This window comes from Streptomyces sp. NPDC041108, from assembly GCF_055592645.1.
Map to the genome: position 1 here is coordinate 862,969 of NZ_JBVIYK010000001.1, position 24,471 is coordinate 887,439.

Here is a 24,471-nt window from a genome sequence, read left to right on the forward strand (position 1 = left end):
TTTCCCGGCGCCTTCGCCTCTGTCAGTCTTGAGGGGCGAAGGCCCTCGTACAACCCGCAGAGAGCCATCAAAAACCCATCATCCGGATGCTCCGCGACCACCGGCGGGACCGAGGCCGGTCCGCCCCGCCGCCGACCCCCAGGACGCCCCGTCATGACACACCCCTACACGATCCGGGAGATCGCCCGTCAGGCCGGGCTGAGCCAGGCCACGGTCGACCGGGTCCTCAACGGCCGGGGCGGGGTGCGGGAGAGCACCGCCCGCGAGGTGCACCAGGCCGTCAAGGACCTGGACCGGCAGCGGACCCAGGTGCGCATCGGCGGCCGTACGTTCATGGTCGACATCGTGATGCAGACCCCGGACCGGTTCTCCACGGCGGTCCGGGAGGCGCTGGAGGCGGAGCTGCCGTCCCTGCACCCCGCCGTCGTGCGGTCCCGGTTCCACTTCCGGGAGACGGGCTCCGCGACGGAGATGGTCAGGGTGCTCGACCGGATCGGCCGGCGCGGCTCGCAGGGGGTGATCCTCAAGGCACCCGACGTCCCGGAGGTGACCGCCGCCGTCGAACGGCTGGTGGCGGCCGGGGTTCCGGTGGTCACCTTCGTGACGGACCTGCCGGGCAGCGCGCGCGGCGCCTACGTCGGCATAGACAACCGGGCCGCCGGGGCGACCGCCGCGTATCTGCTGCGGCAGTGGCTCGGCGACCGGCCGGGTGCCGTGCTGGTGACGATCAGCCGCAGCTTCTACCGCAACGAGGAGGAGCGCGAGATGGGCTTCCGCGGGGTGATGCGGGCCGTCGACCCGCGGCGGACCCTCGTCGAGGTCACCGACAGCGACGGCCTCGACGCCACCCAGCGCGACCTCGTCCTCGACGCGCTGGAGCGCGAGCCGGGCATCGCCGCCGTCTACTCCATCGGCGGCGGCAACACCGCCACGCTCGACGCCTTCGCCGCGCTCGGCCGGGAGCCGCACGTCTTCGTCGCCCACGACCTCGACCACGACAACACCCGGCTGCTGCGCGAGCACCGGCTCTCCGCCGTGCTCCACCACGACCTCCGCCAGGACGTCCGCCGCGCCTGCCAGATGATCATGCGTGCCCACCAGGCCCTCCCCGACGAGGGCCCCTTCCTCCCGTCGGCGATCCAGGTGGTGACGCCCTACAACATGCCGCCGGGGGCCGGAGCCGCAGTCACCGGCTAGGCCGTGTATCGGAAGTGCTATTAGCGCAGCTAAACGAGGGTTGATTTTCAGGGTGCGGTGCCCGGGGCGGGCTGAGACTCAGTCACCGGACCGTTCCAGGAAGCCGGCGAGGCTACGGTTCGCCTCGGGCGGGATGGCGTGCGGAAGCGCGTGATGGGACACATCCGGCAGCACGGTCGTTGCGACGCGTGGCAGCAGCGCCTCGGCGCGGGCGGCCACCTTGGAGGGGTCATGGGTCCTGCTGCTTCCGGCGAGGAGCAACAGGACCGGCAGGTCCAGGCCGCGCAGGGCGTCCGGTGCCGGGCGCGGCCCGGTTACGGGTCGGAGAGAGGGGAAACCGGCGGCCGCCTCTTGGAGGGCGAGCCAGTCGGGATCGAGGGCGGAGCCTTTGGTCTCCCACTTCAGGAAGGCGCGGACCCGGCGGGGTGTGTTCCGCAGCAGCATGGGCAGTGCGTGCAGCAGGTAGGCCGGGCTGAACCCGGCGAAGCACTGGGTCGGGTCCAGAAGGGCCAGGCGGCGTATCCGGTCGGGCGCGCGCATGGCGTGATGCAGCGCGATCCAGGCGCCGTACGAGTGTCCGCCCAGGTCGGTCTCGGCCACTCCGAGGCCGTCGAGGAGCGCGTCCAGCCAGGCCGACAGGTCGGCGACCGTACGGGGGCGGCGGTCGCCGTCGGGAGTGCTGCGTCCGGGGGCGCCGATCAAGTCGACGGCGAACACCCGGTGGGTGCAGGACAGTTCGGCCGCCTGCGCGTACCAGGACGCGGAGGTTGCGCCCCCTCCGCCGGGCAGGAGGACGAGCGAGGGCCTGTCGGCCGGGCCGCATACGTTGACGTGTGTCGTGCCGAAGGGCGTGGGAACGGTCGCCGTCTCGCGAGCGGCAGGCCACTTGGTCATGACCTTGTCGTAGGCCATGAGGAAGTTGTCGGCGTCGTACGTATCGCGAGCGTTCATGAACGGCGACTCCTCTATTATCTCGCTCAGCAAGATACTTGTTGGGCGAGATGATACGTGGAGGTGGTCCGTGCCCGATCAGGAGGGTGAGGAACTCGTCGAACGAGCCGAGCCGGGGCCCGAGATGGAGATCGTCCACCTGCTGCGCGCGGTGGCCGTCGACCTGGGCAGGCACAGCACCCGGTTCGCACAGCGCAACGGCATGCACCCCACCGACGTGCGTGCGCTGATCGCCCTGATGGACGCCGCCCGCGCCGGCGAGGAGACCACAGCAGGGCACCTGGGCACCGCTCTCGGGCTCAACTCGGCAGGAACCACAGCACTGGTCGACCGCCTGGAACGGGCCGGGCATGTGCGGCGGGTGCGCGATGCGCGGGACCGCCGCAAGGTCATCATCGAAGTGGACGAGCGGACGGTCGCCCTCGGCTGGTCCCACTTCGGACCGCTCATCGATCGGGCGGTGGACCTGCTGCGGGGATACGACGAGCAGGAACTGGCCGCGGTCAGGGGCTTTCTGACTGGGATGCGGAAGGCAGCGGTCTAGGTATCGCGAATATGCTGGTCACAGCCACTCGTTGAGGGCCGCGACGAGAACGGTTGCCTCGTAACGAACCGCGAGTTTGTCGTATCTCGTGGCCACGGCGCGATGCCTTGTGAGGCGATTAATGCCGCACTCGACCGCGTGGCGCTCGCGATAGTCGACCGGTTCGAACTTCGGCGGCCGACCGCCGCGGGAGCCGCGCTGCTTGCGGTGACGCGCCTGGTCGGCCTTGTCCGGGATGGTGCAGCGGATGCCTCGTCTACGCAGGTAGGCGCGGTTCTTGCGGGAGGCGTAAGCCCTGTCAGCGCGCACGCGGTCCGGGCGAATGCGTGGCCGGCCCACCCCGACGCGGGGTACGCGAATCTTCTCCAGCACGGCCTCGAACTGTGGCGAGTCGCCGCGCTGCCCGGCCGTCACCACGATCGATAGAGGCTTCTGGCCCTGCTCGACAACCAAGTGCAGTTGGGTGGTGAACCCGCCGCGCGAGCGTCCCAGTCCGTGATCACGAGGCTCGGTGGCGACACCGCCCGGCGGTTCCTTCTGCAGGTCACCGTGCTTTCGGGCCCCGGCCGCATGCTGATGAGCGCGACACACCGTGGAGTCGACGCTCAGGTCCCACGAGATCGCCCCCTGCGCGTCGGCCAGAGCCTGGAGCCGGGTGAGAACCCGGTGCCAGGTGCCATCCCGCTGCCACCGGCGGAACAAGTCGTAGATCCGGCCCCACGGCCCGTACTCGACGGGCACATCCCGCCACGGAACACCGGTCCGAACACGGAACCGTATGCCGTCGATCAGCTGCCGCCGCGGCCAGACGGGCGGCCGCCCCACCTTCGTCCCCGTCGGCAACAACGGCTCCAGCACAGCCCACTGTTCATCCGTGAGATCTCCCCGCCCCATGAAACACGATCATGCATAGGTCAAGATCCACTTTCGATACACGGCCTAGGCGCCGCGGGAGCCGCGGCCCCCGCCCGGAACGTACGCCGGTACGTCAGCGGAGACACCCCGATCGCCGCGTGCAGATGCTGGCGCAGCGACGTGCCCGTGCCGAAGCCGACGAGTCCGGCGATCTCGTCGACCGGGAGGTCGGTGGACTCCAGGAGGTGACGGGCGCGGGACACGCGCTGCTGGACGAGCCAGCGGCCGGGGCTCATGCCGACCTCGTCGCCGAAGCGGCGGGCGAAGGTGCGCAGGCTCATCCGGGCGTGCCGGGCGAGGTCGGCCAGCGTCAGCGGAGCGTCCAGGTGTTCGAGCGCCCACTGCCGGGTGGCGGCGGTGCCGCTGGCCGGGTCCTGGGGGACCGGCTGCTCGATGTACTGCGCCTGGCCGCCCTCCCGCCACGGCGGCACCACGCACCGGCGGGCGACCCGGTTGGCGACCTCGCTGCCGTGGTCCCTGCGCACGAGGTGCAGACAGAGGTCGATGCCGGAGGCGGCGCCGGCCGAGGTGAGGACGTCGCCGTCGTCGACGAACAGGACGTCCGGGTCCAGGTCGACCTTCGGGAAGCGTTCCCGGAACGCCTTGACCAGCGCCCAGTGCGTGGTGGCGGGCCGGCCGTCCAGCAGCCCGGCCGTGGCCAGCACGAAGGCGCCCGTGCAGATGGACACCAGCCGGGTGCCGGGCCGGATCCGGGCGAGCGCCGCCGCCACGGGCTCCGGCAGTTCCGGCGACAGCAGCTGCGCCGCGGCCGGGGAGAGCCCGAAGGACGCGACGATCACGGTGTCGGCCGTCTCCAGCACCTCGGGGCCGTGATCGACGGCGATGGCGAAGTCGGCCGCCGAACGCACCGGGCGCCCGTCGGCGGTGCAGGTCAGCACCTCGTACAGGCCCTCGGTCGCGTCGAAGATCCGGCTCGGCACGCCCAGTTCGAAGGGGTAGACCCCGTCGAGAGCGAGGACCACCACACGGTGCGGGGATGTCATGCCGACCAGTGTGGCACGATCCCATCGAATGATGGCCATCGTGCCATTGTCGTGATCGCCGGCGCGCCGCAGGCTGGAGCGCATGACCGAAACCACCGAGCAGAACAGCGGCGCCGCCACCATGCGGGCCATGACCCAGGACACCTTCGGCGGCCCCGAGGTGCTGAGGGAGGCCGAACTGCCGCGCCCCGCCCCGCGCATGAGCGAGATCCTCGTCCGGGTGCACGCGGCCGGCGTCAACCCCACCGACTGGAAGAACCGCGCCTTCGGACTGTGGCGGCCGGAACCGCTGCCCGTCCTCGGCTGGGACGTCTCGGGGGTCGTGGAGCAGGTCGGCCTCGGGGTCACCCTCTTCAAGCCGGGCGACGAGGTGTTCGGCATGCTGCCCTACCCGCACCTCGCGGGTGCCTACGCCGAGTACGCCACGGCGCCCGCCCGGTCCTTCGCGCACAAGCCGGCCGGCCTCGACCACGTCCGGGCCGGTGCCCTGCCGCTGGCGGCGCTCACCGCGTACCAGGCGCTCGTCGACACCGCGGACGTACGGCCGGGGCAGCGCGTCCTGATCCACGCCGCCGCCGGGGGAGTGGGCCACCTCGCCGTGCAGATCGCCAAGGCACGCGGCGCGTACGTCATCGGCACCGCCAGCGCGGGCAAGCACGACCTGCTGCGCGAGCTGGGCGCGGACGAGCTGATCGACTACCGGACCACGGACTTCACCGAGGCCGTCGCCGACGTCGACGTGGTCCTCGACACCCTCTCCGGTGACGTCCGCAGCCGCTCCCTGGAGGTCCTGCGCGAGGGCGGAGTCCTCGTCACGATCCTCCCGCACGGCTACGAGGAGGACCGCGAGCGGGCCGAGGAGCTGGGCGTACGGCTGGAGCCGATGCTCGTCGAGGCGGACCACGCGGGGATGCGGGCCATCGCCGAACTGGTGGAGAAGGGGCAGCTGCGCCCGCTCGTCGACGCAACCTTCCCGCTCGCGGAGGCGGCCGAGGCGCACGCCCACGGTGAGACCGGCCGCACCACCGGGAAGATCGTCCTCACGGTCGGCTGAGTCCCCACCGCGCCGCGGTCCGGCGGGTCACGGTCCACCGGGTCACGGCCGCGATGGTCTCGTGCGCGGGCCCCTGAGCCGGGCCCCGCACGGGAGGGGCTCGCGGCGAGCCCGTCGGACGGCGGTCAGCTCGAGACGAGTTCCGGGGTCCGGCGCCCCGAGGGGGCCACCACGGCCACGCTCACCGGCTCGGAAACGGTCACCGTGGCCGGCCCCGTCTCGTCCCGGACCTCCCGGTTGCGGAACAGCCAGGCGACGTCCCGGCCGAACGACCAGAGCAGCGAGCCCAGCGCCAGCGCGACCAGGGCGAAGCCCGCCGCGTACGGCAGCAGACCGGAGGCGGCGACCAGCAGGAAGACACCCTGGACGGCGGCGACCGTCTTGCGGGCCATGCTGTGCGGGAGGGAGTTGTTCAGCCAGGGCGCCACCTTGGCGGCGGCGACGAAGACGTACCGCATGAGACCGATCAGCATCACCCACGGGCCCATCGACATGGCGACGTACACGCTCAGCACCAGGATCAGGAACGCGTCGACCTCCATGTCGAAGCGCGCCCCCAGCGCGGTCGAGGTGTTCGTGCGCCGGGCCACCTGGCCGTCGACGCCGTCGAGGATCAGGGCCGCGGCGGTCAGGGCGACGAACAGCGAGACCGGCGGCGAGCTCTGGAAGGAGTCGGCGACCAGCGCGGTCACGGCGCCGACGAGTATCGCCCGGCCGAGCGTGACGCGGTTGGCGGGGCCGAAGGTGCGGGTCCGGGTGCGCAGCAGCGCGCGGTTGAGGACGGCCCAGGTGGCGAGGCCGAAGGCCAGCCCGGTCAGCCAGCCCGCCGGGCCCAGTCCGATCGCCGTGCCCAGGAAGGCGAGAAGCAGCACCTGGGCGCCCGCGCCCACAGTCGTCTCCGAGAGCAACAGCCGGCCGTCGTATGTGTTGATCAGGGCCACCGCATACCTTCCGAACGTGTGACAAGTGGATCATCGCCGCGTACCGTGTCCGCGACTCCCACCGCTGCGTACGTGGCGAACCGCTCGACCGTTCACGGAGACGCACATGAAACCGACAGCCCGAGCCTTCTGGCTACGCTCCCCCGGGCACGGCGAGATCCGCGAGGAGACCCTCGCCGCCCCCGCTGACGAGGAGGTTCTCGTCCGCGCGCTCTACTCGGGGGTCAGCCGGGGCACCGAGACGCTCGTGTTCCGCGGCCAGGTGCCCGAGAACCAGCGCGCGGCCATGCGCGCGCCCTTCCAGGACGGTGACTTCCCCGCCCCCGTGAAGTACGGCTACCTCAGCGTCGGACGGGTGGAAGAGGGGCCGGACGCACTGCTCGGCAGGACCGTCTTCTGTCTGTATCCGCATCAGAGCCGCTACGTCGTTCCTGTGAGCGCCGTCACCGTGGTGCCGGAGTCGGTGCCCGCCGCGCGGGCCGTTCTCGCCGGGACCGTGGAGACCGCCGTCAACGCCCTGTGGGACGCGGCGCCCCTCGTCGGGGACCGGATCGCGGTCGTGGGCGGCGGCATGATCGGCTGCTCGGTCGCCGCGCTGCTCGCCCGCTACCCGGGCGTGCGGGTCCAGCTCGTCGACGCCGACCCGGCACGCGCCGGCATCGCCCGCGCCCTCGGCGTCGACTTCGCACTGCCCGGGGACGCGCTCGGCGAGTGCGACCTCGTCGTGCACGCCAGCGCCAGCGAGCAGGGGCTCGTCCGCTCCCTCGAACTCCTCGCCGCCGAGGGCACGGTCGTCGAACTGAGCTGGTACGGCGACCGCCGGATCGCCCTGCCGCTCGGCGAGGCCTTCCACTCGCGCCGGCTCACCGTCCGCAGCAGCCAGGTCGGCACCGTCTCCCCGGCCGGACGCGCCGGGCGGACGTACGCGGACCGGCTGGCGCTCGCGCTCGAACTCCTCGCCGACGCCCGTTTCGACGCGCTCGTCACCGGAGAGTGTGCCTTCGAGGAGCTCCCCGACGTCCTGCCGAAACTGGCGAGCGGAGAGCTGCCGGGGATGTGCCACCGGGTCCGCTACGACGCGGAGTGAGGCGAGGTCGTTCGTTCCGGGTTGTCCCACCCGCCCCTGAACTGCCCGAACGGAACACCGACCTCCAAAGAAACAGCAAAACTCGGCTGAACAACGGGTAGGGAGCAGCCGTACTACACGGCATGCCCCGGCCCGGGGGCAGACGTACCGCACTGGAGGGTCGTCCGTTGTTCAGCATCACCGTCCGCGATCACATCATGATCGCCCACAGCTTCCGCGGGGAGGTCTTCGGACCCGCGCAGCGCCTCCACGGCGCCACCTTCCTCGTGGACGCCACCTTCCGGCGCGCCGAACTGGACGACGACAACATCGTCGTAGACATCGGGCTGGCCACGCAGGAGCTGGGCGCCGTGGTGAGCGAGTTGAACTACCGCAACCTCGACAACGAGCCCGCCTTCGCCCACACGAACACCTCGACGGAGTTCCTGGCGAAGGTGATCGCGGACCGTCTCGCCGAGCGGATCCACAAGGGGGCCCTCGGGGAGAACGCCAAGGGCATCGCGGGCATCACGGTCACCCTGCACGAGTCGCACATCGCCTGGGCGAGTTACGAGCGTGCTCTGTGACCGACGTGACCATCGACCGGGCGGCCGTCGGCACCGCCCAGGCATACGGCAGCGCTGTCCAGGCAGACGGGGGAGAGCAAGTGCGGCTCGGCTACGTGCCCGTGCAGAACGCGGCGCTGAAGAACGCGGCGATCGTCCCCATGTCGCTGCGTTCGCTGCACTTCGTGATGCCGGGCGGCGTGGACGACCCGGCCCGCCCCAGCGGCGGCAACGCCTACGACCGCCGGATCTGCCTCGACCTGCCCGGCTTCGGCTGGCAGGTGCACAAGCACGCCGTCGACGGCGACTGGCCCAGCCCGTCCGAGGCGGCACGCGCCGAACTCGCCCGCACGCTGCGTGAACTCCCCGACGGCACGGTCGTCCTGCTGGACGGCCTGGTCGCCTGCGGGGTCCCCGAGATCGTCCTCCCCGAGGCCGAACGCCTGTGCCTGGCCGTGCTGGTGCATCTGCCGCTGGGCGACGAGACGGGCCTGGAGCCCGAGGTCGCCGCCGAACTCGACGCCAAGGAGCGGGCCACCCTGCGGGGCGTGTCCGCCGTGATCGCGACCAGCGAATGGGCGGTCCGCAGACTCGTGTCCCACCACGGGCTCGCGCCCGAGCGGGTCCATGTCGCCGCCCCGGGCGCCGACATCGCGCCCCTCGCCTCCGGCACCGACGGCGTCTCCCGGCTGCTGTGCGTGGCCGCGGTCACCCCGCGCAAGGGCCAGCACCGGCTGGTGGAGGCCCTCGCGACCGTCACGGAACTGCGCTGGAGCTGCGTCCTGGTGGGCAGCCTCGACCAGGATCCCGAGTACGTCGACCACATCCGCACGCTGATCGCGAAGTTCGGCCTGGAGGACCGCTTCCACCTGGCCGGACCGCAGGCCGGCGCCGAACTCGACGCCAGCTACGCCGCCGCCGACCTCATGGTCCTCACCTCCTACGCCGAGACCTACGGCATGGCGGTCACCGAGGCCCTCGCGCGGGGCATCCCCGTGCTGGCCTCGGACGTCGGCGGTCTCCCCGAGGCCGTCGGCCGCGCCCCCGACGGCGGCGTCCCCGGCATCCTCGTGCCGCCGGAGAACCCCGCGGCCATCGCGGCGGAGCTGCGCGGCTGGTTCGGGGAGGCCGACGTACGGCGCCGGCTGAAAGCCGCCGCGCGCGGCCGCCGGGCCGCGCTGGACGGCTGGGCGACCACGGCCCGCAGCCTCGCCCATGTACTGGGACGGCTGCGGCACGAACCCCGGAGGGCGGCATGACCACGTCCGCCGACATGACCGCGTCCGCGGGCGGCCCCCTGTCCGGGGGGCCCACCGCCGCGGCCGGCGCGTCCGCCGCCGGGACCGCGCTGAGCATGGCGGGGCGCGGCGGTGACACACCGGCGCCCGAGGGCCACCAGTACGCGCCGCAGTGGCTGGAGCTGCGCGAGAGCGCCGACGCCGACGCCCGCGCGGCGGAGCTGCTGGACCCGCTGCGCATCCGCCTGGCGAACCTGCCCGGGCGGGCCACCGCGCTGACCGTCCACGACCTGGGCTGCGGCACCGGCTCGATGGGCCGCTGGCTCGCGCCCCGGCTCGACGGCGCCCAGCGGTGGGTGCTGCACGACCAGGACCCGAACCTGCTGCGGCTGGCCGTCGCGCGGGCGCCCCGTGCGGCCGCCGACGGCAGCCCGGTCACGGTCACCACACGGCGCGGTGACATCGGGCGGCTGACGGCCCACGACCTGGCCGGTGCCTCGCTGGTCACCGCGTCCGCGCTCCTCGACGTCCTCACCCGTGAGGAGATCGAGGCGCTCGCCGCGGCCTGCGCGGGCGCCGGGGTCCCCGCGCTGCTGACGCTGTCGGTCGTGGGCCGGGTGGACGTCGCCCCCGCCCATCCCCTGGACGCCGAGATCGCCGAGGCGTTCAACGCCCACCAGCGCGCGAGCGAGCTGCTCGGCCCGGACGCCATCAACGTGGCCTGCGAGGCCTTCGCCCAGCAGGGCGCCACGGTCCGCGTCCACCCGAGCCCCTGGCAGCTCGACGCGCGCCACCCCGCCCTCATCGAGGAGTGGCTGCGCGGCTGGGTCGGCGCGGCCTGCGAGCAGCGCCCCGATCTCACCGCGCGCGCCGACGCCTACCTCCGCGACCGCCTGGACGCGGTCGCGGCCGGCGACCTCCGGGTCGTCGTCCACCACAGCGACCTGCTGGCCCTGCCCCGGCCCACGGGCGGGGTCTCATGACAGCGCCGGTGCAGGAGACGGTCCAGGCCCGCGTGTTCACACCGGGCGCCGGCCCGCGCGGGGCGGCCGCGGAGCCGATCGCCGTCGCGGCGGCCGGCTCCGGCTCCACCGTCCAGGACGGGCCCACGGCCTCGAAGGCCGGCGGCTCCGCGTTCACCCGCGTCCTGCGCACCCACTTCGGCACCCTCGCCGGAACGGTCATCCTCGTCGTCGTGTTCTGGCGGATGGGGACCGGCGTCTTCGTGGACGGGCTGCGGCGGATCGACGGCGGGACGCTGGCGGCGGCCGTCGCGATCGGGGTGTTCACCACGGTGTGCAGCGCGTGGCGCTGGTGCGCGGTGACGCGGGCGCTCGGCCTCGATCTCCCCCTCAGACCGGCCGTCGCGGACTACTACCGCGCGCTGTTCCTCAACGCGGCCCTGCCCGGCGGTGTCCTCGGCGACGTGCACCGCGCGGTGCGGCACGGCCGGGACTCCGGGGACATGGGCCGGGGCGTGCGCGCGGTGGTCATCGAGCGCACCGCGGGCCAGCTGGTGCTGGCGGTGGTGGGCGTAACGGTTTTGCTGGTGCTGCCCTCGCCGGTCCTGGAGCAGACCCGCCACGCGGCCGGCCTGGCCGGGCTCGTGGCGCTGGGCGCGCTCGCGATCCGGGCGGTGGTCCGGACGGTCCGGGGGCCGAGCACGGGCGAAGGCCGGGGCGGCCGGGTCCGGGCCGCCCTCACCGAGGCGCGCGGCGCGCTGCTGAACCGCGACAGCGGCCCCGCCGTGCTGCTCTCCTCGGTGGCGGTGCTGGCCGGATACGTGGCGACGTTCCTGCTCGCCGCACGCGTCGCCGGGTCCGCCGCGACCTCGCTGGAACTGCTGCCCCTCGCGCTGCTGGCCCTGATCGCCATGAGCCTGCCGCTCAACGTCGGTGGCTGGGGCCCCCGCGAGGGCGTCACCGCCTGGTCCTTCGGCGCCGCGGGCCTCGGCGCCTCCCAGGGCCTGACCGTGGCCGTCGTCTACGGTGTGCTCAGCTTCGCGGCCGCCCTCCCGGGGGCCCTCGTACTCGTCGGACGCTGGTACGGCTCCCTGCGGGCCCGCCGTCAGACGGCGGACGAGGCGGTCGCCGAGGACTCCCCGGGCGGAACCGTTCCCGTGTCCCAGGCGTCCGAGGTGACCAACGAGAAGTACGCGCCGAAGGAATGGACGAACCCTGCCAGCAACTCCTTCCCCTTCGCGGCGGATGCCAGGGACGGACGGCCGATGACACCGGAATCGGTGTAGGCCGACATACCGAGGGAGAGGAGATGACGGCGGTCGTCGGCAAGGAAATCGGTGGTCTCGTGACCGGGCCGGACCAATTCGGGATGGCAATGCAGAAGTATGGAGGTCTCTATTTCTCCCGCATGCATATCACTGAGCAGCGAGGTCTGTACGCCCGCCCGTTCACGGGCGGCTTCCCAGTCCTCCATCGCCGGGAAAAGCGCCATTCGATGTCCCGCCGCGGTGGATTCCTGGACGACGTTGCCCAGGACATAATTCCCGCCGTGACCGTTCACCACCACCAGAGCCTCGACGCCCGAGCGGCGCAGGGAAGCGGCGATGTCGCGGACCATCGCGTGCAGGGTCGTCGCGGAGATGCTGACGGTGCCGGGCCAGGCCGCGTGCTCGTGCGAGCAGGCGATGGTCACCGGCGGCAGGAGATGCACCGGATATGCGGCCGCTATCTCCCGGGATATGGCGCAGGCGACGAGCGTGTCGGTGGCCAGCGGCAGATACGGGCCGTGCTGCTCGTAGCTGCCCACGGGAAGCACCGCGACCTGTCGGCCGGCCGCCCGTGCCCCCCTCGCCCGGACGTCCGCGGTGGTGTCCGTCGGAACAAGACTCGAACTGCTCATCTTTTCACGGCCTTTCGTCTCTGCTGATGCTCCGTCATTTTCGCATGGCGCCAGGGCTTACCAGATTGGAACAGATCATGACAGAAAATGTTGGTGTACTCGGCACGAATGCCCAGTCCTCCGGCGCCGTACGTGTGGTGAACGCCCCCCTGCCCACGACGTACGGCGACTTCGAGGCCGTAGGTTATCTCGACCAGGACCGCGGCGAGGAACAAGTGGCACTGGTGTACGGCGACATCAGCGACGGTGAGGGAATTCTCATACGGCTGCACTCGGAGTGCCTGACCGGTGACGCGTTCGGTTCCCAGCACTGCGAATGCGGTGAACAGCTCGACAGCGCCCTGCGGTCGATCGTCGCCGAGGGCCGTGGCGTCCTCGTCTACCTGCGCGGCCACGAGGGCCGCGGCATCGGTCTGCTCGCCAAGCTGCAGGCGATGAAGCTCCAGGCCGAGGGCCTGGACACCGTCGAGGCCAACCTCGCCCTCGGCCTGCCGGTGGACGCCCGCGACTACCGGGTGGCCGCCGAGATGCTGCACGACCTCGGCGTACGGTCGGTCCGGCTGATGTCGAACAACCCGCGCAAGCGGGAGGCGCTGCTGCGCCACGGCATCACGGTCGCCGAGCAGGTGCCGCTGCTGATCACGCCGTGCGAGGACAACATCACCTACCTGCGCACCAAGCGGGAGCGGCTCGACCACTACCTGCCGCACCTGGACGCCGTGGTCCACTCCTCCTGAGCGCCGGGGTCCGCGCGGCGGCCGTCCCGGAGGGCGGCCCGAGGCTTCGGCAGCGGCCGCCGCGCCCGCCCGGACCGCCCCACGAACGGCGTCCCCGCACCGCCGGTACACGGGTGTTCCGCATGAACGTTCGCCCGTGGTGGAAGACCTGACTCGGTCGGGTCGTCCGGCCGGGGTCGGGCGAAGGGAGCGTTCGTGATCCGCAGCGCACGGGTCGTCGTCATCGGCGGAGGGGTCATCGGGACGAGCATCGCCCACCACCTGGCCGCCGCCGGAGTGGAGGACGTCGTCCTCGTCGAACGCGACGAACTGGCCTCCGGGTCGACCGCGAGGGCCGCCGGCGGCGTCCGCGCGCAGTTCTCCGACGAACTCAACATCCAACTCGGCGCCCGCAGCCTGGAGGCGTTCGGCCGCTTCCGGCAGGAACTCGGCCACGACATCGGACTGCACCGGGTCGGCTACCTCTTCCTCCTGACGACCCCCGACGAGGTCGCCCAGTTCGAGGCGGGCGTCCGGCTCCAGAACGACCTCGGCGTGCCCAGCCGCATGCTCGACCCGGCCGAGGCCCGGCGGCTCTCCCCACTGATCTCCACCGAGGGCCTGCTCGCCGCCGCGTTCTCGCCCGACGACGGACACTGCACGCCGGAGTCCGTGGTCCACGGCTACGCCGCCGGGGCCCGCCGCAACGGGGCGACCGTGCTGCGCAACTGCGAGGTCCTGGGCATCGAGACCTGGCGGGACACGATCACCGCCGTGGTCACGAGCAAGGGCCGGATCGTCACCGACACGGTCGTGTGCGCGGCCGGCGCCTGGTCCCGGTCCATCGGCGCCATGGTCGGCGTGGACCTCCCCGTGGAGCCCCTGCGCCGCCAGATCGCCGTCACGGAACCGGTCCCCGGCCTCCCGCCCGGCCTCCCCATGACGATCGACTTCACCAGCAGCCTCTACTTCCACACCGAGGGCCCCGGCCTCCTCGTCGGGATGTCCGACCCCGACGAACGGCCCGGCTTCGCCACCGACACCCACGACCGCTGGATCCCCCGTCTGTACGAGGCCATGGAGCGCCGCGCGCCCGCCCTGCTCGACCTCCGCCGCACGGGTGGCTGGGCGGGTCTGTACGAGATCACCCCGGACCACAACGCCCTGATCGGCGAGGCCGGTTCGTGCTCGCGCTTCCTGTACGCGACCGGGTTCTCCGGCCATGGGTTCCTCCAGGGCCCGGCGGTCGGAGAGGTGGTCCGCGACCTGTACCTCGGACGCGTACCCTTCGTCGACATCAGCCCGCTGAGCGTCGACCGGTTCACGGCCGACACCCTGCGCCCGGAGGCCAACCTCGTATGACCGCTCTCCACTTGTGGCTCCGCCACGAGACCCGCACCACCGAACGCCGCACCCCGATCGTGCCGTCCGACGCCCGGCGGCTCGTCGGGAGCGGAGTACGGATCACCGTCGAGGAGTCCGCCCGGCGGATCTTCCCCGTCGAGGAGTACCAGGAGGCCGGCTGTGCGGTGGCCGGCCCCGGCTCCTGGGTGTCCGCGCCGGCCGACGCGGTGATCGTGGGCCTCAAGGAACTCCCGGACGAACCGGCCGAGCTGACCCATCGTCACATCTTCTTCGGGCACGCCTACAAGGGTCAGCCCGGAGCACAGGCGCTGCTGCGCAGGTTCGCGGCCGGCGGCGGAGCGCTGCTCGACCTGGAGTACCTGGTGGACGAGCAGGGGCGCAGGCTCGCCGCCTTCGGCTTCTGGGCCGGCTATCTGGGCGCCGCGCTCGCCGTCCTGCACCACCGGGGCGCCCTGCGTGCGCCTCTCCGGCCGACCTCCAAGGAGGCGATGGAGGCCGAACTCCGGGCGTCGGAAGGCGACTTGACCGCACTGGTGATCGGCGCGCTGGGCCGCAGCGGGCAGGGCGCCCGGGCGGCGCTGGGCGAGGCGGGCGTCGAGCCGACCTGCTGGGACCTGGCCGAGACCCGCGACCTCGACCGGCGGGCCCTGCTCGCCCACGACCTGATGGTCAACACGGTGCTGACGACGAGCCCGGTTCCGCCGTTCCTGACGGACAAGGACCTCGACGGCCCGGACCGCCGCCTGAGGACGCTCTCGGACGTCACCGTGGACGTCGGCTCGCCCCTGAACGTGCTGCCGGTGTACGACACCACCACGGAGTGGGACCACCCCGTACGGCGACTGCGCGAGCACCCTCCGCTCGACCTCATCGCCATCGACAACCTGCCCTCCCTGCTGCCCCGGGAGGCGAGCACCGACTTCTCGGCCGCGCTGCTGCCGCAGCTGTCGGCCATCGGCACCGGCGGGGCGTGGGGCCGGTGTCTGGACCGATTCCGTGAGGTGAGCGCCGGACTGGGGCTCACGGAGAGGTAGGTGCCCCGATGACCGCCGAGGTGGTTCCCGCGAGCGGTACCGTCCACTGGGTCGGAGCCGGACTGTCCACGGGCAGCGGCCTGGCGGCGCTGTGCGACACCGCCGCCGGGGTACGGCTGTGGCACCGCAGTCAGGAGCGCGCCGGGCAGGCCCTGGCCGCGCTGGGGCTGACGGGCCGCGCCGAGCCCCGCGCGTACACCCTGCCGGCCCTCGCGGCCGAGCTGGCACCCGGCGACACCGTGGTCTCGATGCTCCCGGCGCCGGACCACGGACCCCTGCTCGGGGCCTGCGTCGGGGCGCGGGCCCACTTCGCCTGCTCCAGCTATGTCTCGGACGCGATCCTGGAGCGGGTCCCGGCGGCCCGTGCCGCCGGGGTCACCGTGCTCACCGAGGCGGGCCTGGACCCGGGCATCGACCACCTCTTCGCGCACAGCCTGATCGCCCGGGCCACCCGTGCGATCGGGCCGCAGACGCCCGCCTCCTACACCCTGACCTCGTACTGCGGCGGCGTCCCGGCCGTACCCAACGACTTCAGGTACCGCTTCAGCTGGGCACCGGCCGGTGTGCTGAACGCCCTCCGCTCGCCCGCCCGTTACATCGAGGACGGCGTCGAGACCACGGCCGACCGCCCCTGGACGGCCACCCGCCCCCATGTCATCGACGGCGAGACCTTCGAGGCGTACCCCAACCGCGACAGCGTGCCCTTCGTCGCCCAGTACGGACTCCCGCCGGCCTGGAAACCGCGGACCTTCGTCCGGGGCACCCTCCGCCTCGACGGCTGGCTGACGGCCTGGGCGCCGGTCTTCGCGGAGCTGGAGGCGGGCGACGACCGGCGCATCGCCGCCCTGGCCGGCGAACTGGCCGCGCGCCATCCGACCACCGACGCCGACCGCGACCGGGTCGTCCTCGCCGTCTCCCTCGACGTGCGGGCCGCGTCGGGCGCGCGCTGGTCCGGCCGCCACCTCCTCGACGCCGTCGGCACGAAGGAGGAGAGCGCGATGGCCCGCCTGGTGTCCCGCCCGCTCGCCCTCGGGGTGGGACACATCCTGGACGGATCACTTCCGGCGGGCCTGAGCCGGGCCGCGGAGACGGGAGAGCGGGCCCGGGCGTGGCTGGCCGAACTGGCGCGTGCCGGTGTGGAGTTCACCTAGTGACGTGAGTCGGGGATTCGCCGGCGGTGGGCAGCGCATCTCCGACTCACGTCACTGGCGGGGTGACGAGGGCCGAGGAGAGCCCGAGCGCCGGCCCGCGGTCAGTGCACCGCCTCGTGCACCAGTTTCCGCAACTCCGGATACACCGAGAACGACGACCGGCGCCGTACCTGCGTCATGAACTGCACCGTGAGGTCCCGCCGCGGATCCACCCAGAAGATCGTCGTCGCGGCCCCGGTCCACCCGAACGTTCCCGCCGAGGACGGGTACTCGGTGGTGGCGGGGTCGATGACGACGGACACACCGAGCCCGAAGCCGACGCCCGCGTTGCCCGGCTGCCGGTGGAAAGGACTGCCGTAGGTGTGGATGTCGACCCCTCCCGGCAGCTGGTTGGCGGTCATCAGATCGACGGACGCGGCGGAGAGCAGCCGTACGCCGTCGAGTTCGCCGCGCCGGCGCAGGAACTCGGCGAAGCGGTGGTAGTCCCGGGCGGTGGCGGCGAGGCCGCCGCTGCCGGAGAGGAAGCGCGGCCGGCCGCCGCGCAGCGGCAGCCCCGGCACGGGCGCGATCGAGCCGTCCTCCTGCTCGCCGTACAGCTCGGCCAGTCTGCCCGCCTGCTCGGGACCGACCTGGAAACCGGCGTCCGTCATGCCGAGCGGTCCGAGGATGCGTTCGGCGAAGAACGTGTCGAGGTCCTGCCCCGACACCACCTCGACGATCCGGCCGAGGACATTGGTGGAGACGGAGTAGTTCCACTGCGAGCCCGGCTCGAACTGCAGGGGCAGGCGCGCGTACTCCGCGCACGTCTGCGCGAGGGTCGCGCCCGGCCGGACGGAGTTCTCCAGACCCGCGTCGCGGTAGAGCGCGTCGACGGGGTGGTCGTAGTAGAAGCCGAACGTCAGGCCCGAGGTGTGGGTCATCAGATGGCGGACGAGGATCGGGCCCTCGGCGGGACGGGTCCGGACGTCGGCGCCCGACCCGGACTCGTACACGCGCGGCTCGGCGAACTCCGGGAGGTGGCGGGAGACCGGGTCCGCGAGCGACAGCTTGCCCTCCTCGACCAGTATCAGCGCGGCGACCGACGTGACGGGCTTGGTCATGGAGTAGACCCGCCACAGCGTGTCCGTCTCGACGGGGAGTCCCGCCTCGCGGTCGCGCTGCCCGTACGTCGTCAGATGGGCTACGCGACCGCCGCGTGCCAGGGACAGCAGATAGCCGGGCAGGCGGCCCTCGTCGACCTGCCGGGCCAGGTAGGTGTCCAGACGGGCCAGGGTCTTCGGGTCGAGGCCCGCCTCGTGCGGCTCGACCTCTCGGCGCAGTCGTTCCATGGTGGTTCTCCTCCGGTCGCCCGGGTCACGGCCCTTGTTCATCGCTGTTGTCCTCATCGTTCCGTACTGATCGCGTTCCATCCCTGGCGGGGCGGGCGGGTCGGGGCATTCGTAGGGCGAGAGGCGCGCCGAGCGCGGCCACGCCGGCCAGGAGCAGCAGGGCGGGGCCCGTACCGAGCGGCATGAGCGAGGTCGCGGCCGCCACCCCCAGCGCGGGGCCGACGTTCATCGCGGTCTGCTGCAGGCCGCCCGCCACCCCCGCCGACTCCGGCGGCGCCTGCCGGACGACGACGGCGGTCGCGGTGACCATCAGCGCGCCGAAACCGGCGCCCAGCAGCAGGAACCCGCCCCCGGTCACCACCGTGGACGAGCCCGGGCCGAGCCGGGACAGCGACAGCACACCGGAGGCCAGCAGCACCGTGCCCGTCAGGGCCGTGGGGCGGGCGCCCCACCGGCGCAGTGCGACGGCCGACAGCGGCGCCCCGAGGACCATCGTCACGCCGCCGGGCAGCGCGACGAGGCTCGTGCGCAGCGGGTCCAGGCCGAGTACGTCCTGCAGGACGAAGCTGCACACGAACAGCGCGCCGAGCATCGCCGCCGACGCGGCCACCAGCGCGCCGAGCGCCGCCCGCACGGGCGCCGCGCCGAGCACGGCAGGCGGCAACAGCGGGTCGGGCGTACGCCGTTCGCGCCGGACGAGGGCGAGGGCGGCCGCGGCCGCGATCAGCAGACCGAGCACGCCGGCCACGGTCCAGCCGTGCTCCGGCACCCCGGTCAGCGTGTGCACGAGCGCCGCCAGGACCACCGCGAGCAGCGCGGCGCCGGGCAGGTCGAGCCCGGGGCTCGGAGCCCTCGTCGTGTCCGGCACCCGCGGGGGGCGGACCGTCAGCGCCAGCAGGCCCATGACCAGCGCCGGAACGACATTGAGGAAGAACACCGCCCGCCAGCCCAGCTGGGCGACCAGCACACCGCCGACCAGCGGACCGGCGGCGACCGCCACACCGATCGCGCTGGTCCGCAGCGCGATGGGCATCCCCAGCCGGTCGGGGGGATACGCGGCCCGCAGCATCCCGAGGGTGGCGGGCTGCAGCAGCGCGCCGAAGACACCCTGGACGACCCGCAGCCCGATCACCCAGCCCACGCCGGGCGCGAACCCGATGGCGGCGGAGGCCGCGCCGAACCCCAGCACGCCCCAGGCGAAGACGCGTCGATGTCCGAACCGGTCGCCCAGCCGCCCCGCGAACACCAGCAGCCCCGCCACGGCGATCAGATAGCCGGTACTGGTCCACTGCACCTCGGTGAGGGTGGCGTCCAGATCACGGCGCAGCGTCGGCTGGGCGATGGTCAGGACGGTGCCGTCGATGGCCACCAGCACGGCACCGAACACGCTGTTGGCGAGGGTGAGACGACGGTGGGGTACGGATACCGGTGTGTCCGGTCCGGCGCCGGTCCGCGCGGTGGTCGCCGTCATCGGTCCTCGCTCCCCAGGTGCGCGTCCAGCGCGGTGCGCAGCAGGGGAGCGACGGCGTCGGCGCCCGTGGTGAGTTGCAGGCTGCCCCAGGTCCACAGCTGGGCGATGCCGTAGAGGTTCGCCAGCAGTGCCCCCGCGACCAGCCGGGCGTCGGCGTCGGGCCGGGCACGCCCGACGAGGTCCACCAGCAGGCCGAAGATCGGCAGGCTGGTGTCGCGCAACCCCAGCCCGTCGCTCTCCAGTAGATCGTGACGGAACATCAGCTCGTGCATGCCCCGCCGGGTGAGTGCGAAGTCGAGGTACACGCGGCCCAGCGTGGCGATCTGCTCGCGCGGGCTCGCCGTGCCGTCCCCGAGCGCGGCCGCCCCCCGGGCTGCGAGGTCCTCGAAGCCCCGGCGCGCGATGGCGGACAGCAGCTCCAGATGGGTGGGGAAGTAACGGCGGGGCGCCCCGTGCGACACCCCCGCCCGCCGCGCGATCTCCCGCAGGGAGAGCGCCTGGACGCCCTCCGTCGTCACCAGTTCGACCCCGACCTCGACCAGCCGGGACCGCAGTCCCGTGTTCGGCTCGCTCATAGACACTGTCTACCAGCAGGTTGTAGACAGTGTCTACTTGTACTTGTACTTCTACTTCTGCCTCTGCCCCTGTCTCTGGTTCTCGCCGTCCGTCGCGGAGCCGCCCGCCGTGTCGTCCGGCCCGTGGCTGGCCGCCGCGCCGGTGCCCGCCTTCTCCAGGACGCAGAGCCGGCCTTCGTCGGGATCGCCGATGTAGGTCCACAGGACCGGGTCCTTCGACGTGCCCCGGGCCTCGTAGCGGGCCCAGATCCCGGAGGGGGCGAACGTGAGGTGGACCGTCGAGACGGGATCTCCCGTGTCGATGTCGTCCCCGGTGTCGTCGTGTTCCCAGCCGCCCTCGCCGGGGACCGGGGCGGCGACCTCCTCGAAATGGTCGTCGTCGTTGTCGCCGAAGTCGCCGCAGACCGCGTCCGACCCGAACGTCCCGTCCTCCCTGAGCGTCAGCCGCCCGCCCCGCTCGTCGACCCAGGTGCCGGTGACCTCGGCCCGGCTCAGCGCGAGCGGCTCCCCGTCGGGAACGGGGACCGACAGGCGGCTCACCACCAGCAGCAGGGTGAACGCGCCCGCCACGACCAGCAGAGGCAGACCGCAGCCGACCACCCCGGCCAGCGGCACGAGCAGCGCGATCCTCCAGCGCCGCCGGCTCGTTTCGGCCGACGGCCATCCCTGCCACGGAGGAGGTGTGGCTCTGTACGGATCCTCGGTACGTCTCATCCTTGCCCCCGGTAGCGGTGCCGCGCGGTCGCGGCGGTGCGGCCATCATGCCCCCGACCTGCGAAGCTCCCCGTGCAGGGGTCGCTCTCGCGGAGTCCGGGGGCCCGGGAGTCCGGGAGTCCGTAGAGCGCACGCGTCCCCGGACACCTCGGGGGTGTCCGGGGACGCGGGGGCGCCTTCCTGGGCCGGGCTCAGGCCGCGACGCGCTCCCGGTCGTTCTTCTCGCGCGGGGTGCGGACACCGAGGAGGTCGGTCGGGATCCGGTGGGTCTCCCGGGCGGTGAGGGCGGCGATGACCGGCGGGACGCACAGGGCCGCGGTGAACAGGGCCACGGCGAACCAGTCGTCGCCGTCCGGGCCTGCGATCTGCGCGGCGAAGGTGACGGCGAAACCGGCGACGGCGAAGCCGATCTGGGTGCCGATGGCCATGCCGGACAGCCGGACGCGGGTGGAGAACATCTCGCCGTAGAAGGAGGGCCAGATGCCGTTGGCGGCGCTGTAGACGACGCCGAAGGTGATGATGCCGAGGACCAGGACCAGCGGGTAGGCGCCGGTCGAGATCGCCCACAGGTAGACGAACATCATCACGGCGCTGCCGCCCGCGCCGATCGCGAAGACCGGGCGGCGGCCGATGCGGTCGGAGAGCGTGGCCCACAGCGGGATCGCGGCGAGCGCGACCAGGTTGGCGAGCGCGCCCACCCACAGCATGGAGGAACGGGACAGGCCGACCGACTCGCTCGTGCCGTACGCCAGCGCCCACACGGTGAAGATCGTGGAGACCGAGGCGACCAGCGCCCCCGCGACGACCCGCAGCACGTCCGCCCAGTGTTCCCGCATCAGGATGGCCAGCGGCAGCTTCGCGACGCCCTCGGACTCGGTCTGCTGCGTGAAGGCCGGGGTCTCCTCCAGGGTGCGGCGGATGACGTAGCCGGCGACGGCGACCGCGATGCTCATCCAGAACGGGACGCGCCAGCCCCAGGACAGCAGCTGGTCCTCGGGGAGCGCCGCGATCGGGATGAAGACCAGGGTGGCGAGCAGTTGCCCGCCCTGGGTGCCGCTGAGGGTGAAGCTCGTGAAGAAGCCGCGCCGGTCCGACGGCGCGTGTTCCAGCGTCATGGAGTTCGCGCTGGCCTGCTCGCCGGCCGCCGAGATGCCCTGCAGCACGCGGCAGAGCACCAGCAGGACCGGGGCGAGGGTGCCGACCTGGTCGCGGGTGGGCAGGCAGCCGATCAGGAAGGTCGACACACCCATCAGGATCAGTGTGAAGACCATGATCTTCTTGCGGCCCAGCCGGTCGCCGAAGTGTCCGAGGACCAGCGCGCCGATCGGCCGGGCCGCGTACGCGACGCCGAACGTGGCCAGCGACAGCAGCGTCGCGGTGGCCGGGTCGGACTCGTCGAAGAAGACCGTCGGGAAGATCAGGGCGGCGGCGCTGCCGTAGATGAAGAAGTCGTAGTACTCCAGGGCGCTGCCGATCCAGGCGGCCGTGGCGGCCTTCCGGGGCTGGCCGGGCGGTGCGGCGGGGACGGACACGGCGTACTCCTTCGAGGGCTCTCCACCGTAGGCGGAGTGGGGCGGAGGAAAACAGGGGGTGCTGGCGGGGGGAGAGGTGCCGGATCCCTGGGGGTGACGGGGCGGCCGCGCCGGGTGCGACCCGGGCTAATTAACCCACTGGGTAGTTAGTAGCGGTTGGCTACGGATGTTGCGCCGACGTTTCCCGGGTGTCAAGAGGTCGCGCCGAAGGATCTTCCCGGCGTGGGGCGGACGCGGACCGGCGCGGGCCGACGGGAACCGGGCCGAGATCGGCCGTGAGTCGGGCCGCGACCGGTCGGGAACGGGCGAGATCGGCCGTGAGCCGAGCCGAGCCGTGACCGGCCGCGAGCCCGCGGGGGCCGTTGCCCCGGCGGGGCGGCCTCAGTCCGCCGCGCGGTCCGCCGTCAGATACGCGATCACCATGTCGCCGAGCATCGTGCGGTAGTGCTCGCGCTGACCGGGATCGACCAGGTCGCGCCCGAAGAGGGCGCCGAAGGTGTGCCGGTTGGCGACCCGGAAGAAGCAGAAGGCGCTGATCATCGCGTGCAGGTCGACGGCGTCGACATCGGCCGTGAACAGGCCCGACTCACGGCCCGACGCCAGGATCCGGCGGATCACGTCCAGCGCGGGCGAGCCGATCCTGCCGAGCATCTCGGAGGAGGCGATGTGCTCGGCCTCGTGGATGTTCTCGATGCTCACCAGGCGGATGAAGTCGGGGTGCGCCTCATGGTGGTCGAACGTCACCTCGGCGAGCCGGCGGATGGCCGCGACCGGGTCCAGGTGCTCGACGTCCAGCTCCTGCTCCGTCTGCCGGATCACGGAGTACGCCCGCTCCAGCACGGCCGTGAAAAGCTGCTCCTTGCCGCCGAAGTAGTAGTAGATCATCCGCTTGGTGGTGCGGGTCCGGGCGGCGATCTCGTCGACGCGTGCACCGGCGAACCCGGAACGGGCGAACTCCGCGGTCGCGACGTCGAGGATCTCGGCCCTGGTGCGGACGGCGTCACGGATGCGCCCGTTCGGTCGTGCCGGTTCTTCGACGCTGGTCATCGCGTTCCTTCGGGCAAGGGGCCAGTCTCCGCGATTGTAGAAGCCCGCGTCCTGCGGCCCGGCGCCGAGTTGCCGTCCCGCCCCCGGTCCGCCAGCCGCGTTCGTGGCCGGGCCTTCCCAGGGTCGGCCCGAGATGCTATGACTAACGTACTAGTTCGTACATTAGCCAGCTCAGGAGGCCCCGCCGTGCCCCAGGACTCGAACCCTGCCGCCGAGCAGGACTCGTATCTCGTCGGCCTCATCGGCTCAGGTATCGGGCCCTCGCTCAGCCCTGCCCTGCACGAGCGGGAGGCCGACCGGCAGGGCCTGCGCTACGTGTACCGCCTGATCGACATCCACGAGCTCGGGGTGGGGCCGGAGGCGGTCGGCGACCTCGTCCGCGCCGCCCGCGACCTGGGCTTCGACGGGCTGAACATCACCCACCCGTGCAAGCAGCTCGTCATCGAGCACCTCGACGGCCTCGCCCCCCAGGCCGCCGCCCTCGGCGCGGTCAACACCGTCGTCTTCGAGGACGGCCGCGCCGTCGGCCACAACACGGACGTCACCGGCTTCGCCGCCTCCTTCGCCCGCGGCCTGCCCGACGCCCCGCTGGAGAAGGTGGTGCAGCTGGGTGCCGGGGGAGCGGGCGCGGCCGTCGCCCACGCCACGCTCACCCTCGGCGCGGAGCACGTCACCGTGGTCGACGCGATGCCCGACCGGGCCACCGGCCTCGCCGCCGCCCTCAACCGCCACTTCGGCCCGGGACGGGCCGCCGCGTCGACGCCGGACGCGCTGCCCGGACTGCTCGGGACGGCCGACGGGATCGTCCACGCGACGCCGACGGGGATGGCCGCGCACCCCGGACTTCCGTTCGCCGCGCAGCTGCTGCGTCCCGGGCTGTGGGTCGCGGAAGTGGTGTACCGGCCGCTGGAGACCGAGCTGCTGCGGGTCGCCCGGGGGCTCGGCTGCGCCACCCTGGACGGGGGCGGGATGGCGGTGTTCCAGGCGGCCGACGCGTTCCGGCTGTTCACCGGGCGTGAGCCCGACACCTCGCGGATGCTGGCGGACATCGGTGAGCTGGCCGGGGTCGCGGGGGCGCGCAACTGAGCGCCGGGACGGCCGGTCCGGCGGGCCGGCCGCGGATTCGTCGTGGCTGGTCGCGCGGTTCCCCGCGACCGCTTCACGGGGCTTGAGCACGCCCCTCGTTCCAAGGAGTTCCCC

The 24,471-nt window shown here is 72.6% G+C and carries 23 protein-coding genes and 1 pseudogene; 13 read left to right on the top strand and 11 right to left on the bottom strand.

Annotated features, from left to right (window positions below; translation table 11 throughout):
- Positions 1–153 precede the first annotated feature (153 nt).
- On the top strand, positions 154–1,197 hold the full coding sequence (locus ACZ6BB_RS03590) for a LacI family DNA-binding transcriptional regulator (RefSeq protein WP_471613667.1): 1,044 nt from the start codon (positions 154–156) through the stop codon (positions 1,195–1,197).
- A 78-nt stretch (positions 1,198–1,275) separates the two neighbouring features.
- Here the strand turns inward: ACZ6BB_RS03590 and ACZ6BB_RS03595 are convergent, their stop codons facing one another.
- Complete coding sequence (locus ACZ6BB_RS03595) at positions 1,276–2,148, bottom strand: alpha/beta fold hydrolase (protein WP_471613668.1); 873 nt, start codon at positions 2,146–2,148, stop codon at positions 1,276–1,278.
- Positions 2,149–2,272: 124 nt separating this feature from the next.
- Here ACZ6BB_RS03595 and ACZ6BB_RS03600 point away from each other — a divergent pair, with 124 nt between their 5' ends.
- Positions 2,273–2,692, top strand: coding sequence for a MarR family transcriptional regulator (locus ACZ6BB_RS03600; protein ID WP_471614113.1), 420 nt, complete (start codon positions 2,273–2,275; stop codon positions 2,690–2,692).
- 18 nt (positions 2,693–2,710) lie between these two features.
- Here ACZ6BB_RS03600 and ACZ6BB_RS03605 read toward each other — a convergent pair whose 3' ends face one another.
- Together ACZ6BB_RS03605 and ACZ6BB_RS03610 are read right to left on the bottom strand one after the other, a co-directional pair.
- Entirely contained in the window at positions 2,711–3,586 is an 876-nt protein-coding gene (locus tag ACZ6BB_RS03605; protein WP_471613669.1) for an IS5 family transposase, read from the bottom strand.
- A 20-nt stretch (positions 3,587–3,606) separates the two neighbouring features.
- Positions 3,607–4,611 carry a GlxA family transcriptional regulator gene (locus tag ACZ6BB_RS03610; protein ID WP_471613670.1) on the bottom strand — a complete coding sequence of 335 codons (1,005 nt, stop codon included), beginning with the start codon at positions 4,609–4,611 and terminating at the stop codon, positions 3,607–3,609.
- An 82-nt stretch (positions 4,612–4,693) separates the two neighbouring features.
- On the opposite strand from ACZ6BB_RS03610, the gene ACZ6BB_RS03615 reads away from it, so the two are divergent.
- Positions 4,694–5,665, top strand: a complete 972-nt coding sequence (locus ACZ6BB_RS03615; RefSeq protein WP_471613671.1) for an NADP-dependent oxidoreductase — start codon at positions 4,694–4,696, stop codon at positions 5,663–5,665.
- 125 nt (positions 5,666–5,790) lie between these two features.
- On the opposite strand, the gene ACZ6BB_RS03620 is transcribed toward ACZ6BB_RS03615, so the two are convergent.
- Entirely contained in the window at positions 5,791–6,606 is an 816-nt protein-coding gene (locus ACZ6BB_RS03620) for a CDP-alcohol phosphatidyltransferase family protein (protein ID WP_471613672.1), read from the bottom strand.
- Positions 6,607–6,712: 106 nt separating this feature from the next.
- On the opposite strand from ACZ6BB_RS03620, the gene ACZ6BB_RS03625 reads away from it, so the two are divergent.
- From ACZ6BB_RS03625 to ACZ6BB_RS03645, 5 genes and pseudogenes are all read left to right on the top strand, one after another.
- The gene (locus ACZ6BB_RS03625; RefSeq protein ID WP_471613673.1) at positions 6,713–7,693 is read left to right on the top strand and encodes a zinc-dependent alcohol dehydrogenase; all 981 of its coding nucleotides are present in this window, start codon (positions 6,713–6,715) and stop codon (positions 7,691–7,693) included.
- A 167-nt stretch (positions 7,694–7,860) separates the two neighbouring features.
- A complete protein-coding gene (locus tag ACZ6BB_RS03630; RefSeq protein WP_005484824.1) occupies positions 7,861–8,259 on the top strand; it encodes a 6-pyruvoyl trahydropterin synthase family protein in 399 nt (132 codons plus the stop codon).
- Positions 8,256–9,497, top strand: coding sequence for a glycosyltransferase family 4 protein (locus tag ACZ6BB_RS03635; RefSeq protein ID WP_471613674.1), 1,242 nt, complete (start codon positions 8,256–8,258; stop codon positions 9,495–9,497). Before ACZ6BB_RS03630 ends, ACZ6BB_RS03635 begins: the two co-directional genes overlap by 4 nt.
- A complete protein-coding gene (locus ACZ6BB_RS03640) occupies positions 9,494–10,459 on the top strand; it encodes a methyltransferase domain-containing protein (protein WP_471613675.1) in 966 nt (321 codons plus the stop codon). Before ACZ6BB_RS03635 ends, ACZ6BB_RS03640 begins: the two co-directional genes overlap by 4 nt.
- A gap of 224 nt (positions 10,460–10,683) precedes the next feature.
- Positions 10,684–11,424: pseudogene (locus ACZ6BB_RS03645) on the top strand (lysylphosphatidylglycerol synthase transmembrane domain-containing protein); the annotation flags it as partial.
- A gap of 119 nt (positions 11,425–11,543) precedes the next feature.
- On the opposite strand, the gene ACZ6BB_RS03650 reads toward ACZ6BB_RS03645, so the two are convergent.
- The gene (locus ACZ6BB_RS03650; RefSeq protein ID WP_471613676.1) at positions 11,544–12,338 is read right to left on the bottom strand and encodes a creatininase family protein; all 795 of its coding nucleotides are present in this window, start codon (positions 12,336–12,338) and stop codon (positions 11,544–11,546) included.
- Between the two features lie 77 nt (positions 12,339–12,415).
- On the opposite strand from ACZ6BB_RS03650, the gene ribA reads away from it, so the two are divergent.
- From ribA to ACZ6BB_RS03670, 4 genes are all read left to right on the top strand, one after another.
- Positions 12,416–13,075, top strand: coding sequence for a GTP cyclohydrolase II (ribA, locus tag ACZ6BB_RS03655; RefSeq protein WP_471613677.1), 660 nt, complete (start codon positions 12,416–12,418; stop codon positions 13,073–13,075).
- A 195-nt stretch (positions 13,076–13,270) separates the two neighbouring features.
- Positions 13,271–14,416, top strand: coding sequence for an NAD(P)/FAD-dependent oxidoreductase (locus tag ACZ6BB_RS03660; RefSeq protein ID WP_471613678.1), 1,146 nt, complete (start codon positions 13,271–13,273; stop codon positions 14,414–14,416).
- Positions 14,413–15,453, top strand: a complete 1,041-nt coding sequence (locus tag ACZ6BB_RS03665; protein WP_471613679.1) for a saccharopine dehydrogenase — start codon at positions 14,413–14,415, stop codon at positions 15,451–15,453. The genes ACZ6BB_RS03660 and ACZ6BB_RS03665 overlap by 4 nt, the downstream gene beginning before the upstream one ends.
- 8 nt (positions 15,454–15,461) lie before the next feature.
- The gene (locus tag ACZ6BB_RS03670; RefSeq protein WP_471613680.1) at positions 15,462–16,604 is read left to right on the top strand and encodes a saccharopine dehydrogenase family protein; all 1,143 of its coding nucleotides are present in this window, start codon (positions 15,462–15,464) and stop codon (positions 16,602–16,604) included.
- 101 nt (positions 16,605–16,705) lie between these two features.
- Here the strand turns inward: ACZ6BB_RS03670 and ACZ6BB_RS03675 are convergent, their stop codons facing one another.
- The 6 genes from ACZ6BB_RS03675 to ACZ6BB_RS03700 all read right to left on the bottom strand — a co-directional run bounded on the left by ACZ6BB_RS03675 (position 16,706) and on the right by ACZ6BB_RS03700 (position 23,271).
- Entirely contained in the window at positions 16,706–17,932 is a 1,227-nt protein-coding gene (locus ACZ6BB_RS03675) for a serine hydrolase domain-containing protein (RefSeq protein ID WP_471613681.1), read from the bottom strand.
- Positions 17,933–17,957: 25 nt separating this feature from the next.
- Positions 17,958–19,403, bottom strand: a complete 1,446-nt coding sequence (locus ACZ6BB_RS03680) for an MFS transporter (RefSeq protein WP_471613682.1) — start codon at positions 19,401–19,403, stop codon at positions 17,958–17,960.
- The gene (locus ACZ6BB_RS03685; RefSeq protein WP_471613683.1) at positions 19,400–19,978 is read right to left on the bottom strand and encodes a TetR/AcrR family transcriptional regulator; all 579 of its coding nucleotides are present in this window, start codon (positions 19,976–19,978) and stop codon (positions 19,400–19,402) included. The genes ACZ6BB_RS03680 and ACZ6BB_RS03685 overlap by 4 nt, the downstream gene beginning before the upstream one ends.
- A gap of 51 nt (positions 19,979–20,029) precedes the next feature.
- A complete protein-coding gene (locus ACZ6BB_RS03690) occupies positions 20,030–20,593 on the bottom strand; it encodes a hypothetical protein (protein WP_471613684.1) in 564 nt (187 codons plus the stop codon).
- A gap of 290 nt (positions 20,594–20,883) precedes the next feature.
- Positions 20,884–22,224, bottom strand: a complete 1,341-nt coding sequence (locus ACZ6BB_RS03695; protein ID WP_471613685.1) for an MFS transporter — start codon at positions 22,222–22,224, stop codon at positions 20,884–20,886.
- Between the two features lie 381 nt (positions 22,225–22,605).
- Complete coding sequence (locus tag ACZ6BB_RS03700; RefSeq protein WP_467344770.1) at positions 22,606–23,271, bottom strand: TetR family transcriptional regulator; 666 nt, start codon at positions 23,269–23,271, stop codon at positions 22,606–22,608.
- Positions 23,272–23,457: 186 nt separating this feature from the next.
- On the opposite strand from ACZ6BB_RS03700, the gene ACZ6BB_RS03705 reads away from it, so the two are divergent.
- Positions 23,458–24,357, top strand: a complete 900-nt coding sequence (locus tag ACZ6BB_RS03705; RefSeq protein ID WP_471613686.1) for a shikimate dehydrogenase — start codon at positions 23,458–23,460, stop codon at positions 24,355–24,357.
- The last annotated feature ends 114 nt before the right edge of the window (positions 24,358–24,471 follow it).

What these genes read in the sequence shown, in the direction of transcription:
- ACZ6BB_RS03590 (WP_471613667.1), top strand. Translation starts at nt 154, where the DNA reads ATGACACACCCCTACACGATCCGGGAGATCGCCCGTCAGGCCGGGCTG.
- ACZ6BB_RS03595 (WP_471613668.1), bottom strand. Translation starts at nt 2,148, where the DNA reads ATGAACGCTCGCGATACGTACGACGCCGACAACTTCCTCATGGCCTAC.
- ACZ6BB_RS03600 (WP_471614113.1), top strand. Translation starts at nt 2,273, where the DNA reads ATGGAGATCGTCCACCTGCTGCGCGCGGTGGCCGTCGACCTGGGCAGG.
- ACZ6BB_RS03605 (WP_471613669.1), bottom strand. Translation starts at nt 3,586, where the DNA reads ATGGGGCGGGGAGATCTCACGGATGAACAGTGGGCTGTGCTGGAGCCG.
- ACZ6BB_RS03610 (WP_471613670.1), bottom strand. Translation starts at nt 4,611, where the DNA reads ATGACATCCCCGCACCGTGTGGTGGTCCTCGCTCTCGACGGGGTCTAC.
- ACZ6BB_RS03615 (WP_471613671.1), top strand. Translation starts at nt 4,694, where the DNA reads ATGACCGAAACCACCGAGCAGAACAGCGGCGCCGCCACCATGCGGGCC.
- ACZ6BB_RS03625 (WP_471613673.1), top strand. Translation starts at nt 6,713, where the DNA reads ATGAAACCGACAGCCCGAGCCTTCTGGCTACGCTCCCCCGGGCACGGC.
- ACZ6BB_RS03640 (WP_471613675.1), top strand. Translation starts at nt 9,494, where the DNA reads ATGACCACGTCCGCCGACATGACCGCGTCCGCGGGCGGCCCCCTGTCC.
- ACZ6BB_RS03650 (WP_471613676.1), bottom strand. Translation starts at nt 12,338, where the DNA reads ATGAGCAGTTCGAGTCTTGTTCCGACGGACACCACCGCGGACGTCCGG.
- ribA (WP_471613677.1), top strand. Translation starts at nt 12,416, where the DNA reads ATGACAGAAAATGTTGGTGTACTCGGCACGAATGCCCAGTCCTCCGGC.
- ACZ6BB_RS03665 (WP_471613679.1), top strand. Translation starts at nt 14,413, where the DNA reads ATGACCGCTCTCCACTTGTGGCTCCGCCACGAGACCCGCACCACCGAA.
- ACZ6BB_RS03670 (WP_471613680.1), top strand. Translation starts at nt 15,462, where the DNA reads ATGACCGCCGAGGTGGTTCCCGCGAGCGGTACCGTCCACTGGGTCGGA.
- ACZ6BB_RS03675 (WP_471613681.1), bottom strand. Translation starts at nt 17,932, where the DNA reads ATGGAACGACTGCGCCGAGAGGTCGAGCCGCACGAGGCGGGCCTCGAC.
- ACZ6BB_RS03680 (WP_471613682.1), bottom strand. Translation starts at nt 19,403, where the DNA reads ATGACGGCGACCACCGCGCGGACCGGCGCCGGACCGGACACACCGGTA.
- ACZ6BB_RS03685 (WP_471613683.1), bottom strand. Translation starts at nt 19,978, where the DNA reads ATGAGCGAGCCGAACACGGGACTGCGGTCCCGGCTGGTCGAGGTCGGG.
- ACZ6BB_RS03700 (WP_467344770.1), bottom strand. Translation starts at nt 23,271, where the DNA reads ATGACCAGCGTCGAAGAACCGGCACGACCGAACGGGCGCATCCGTGAC.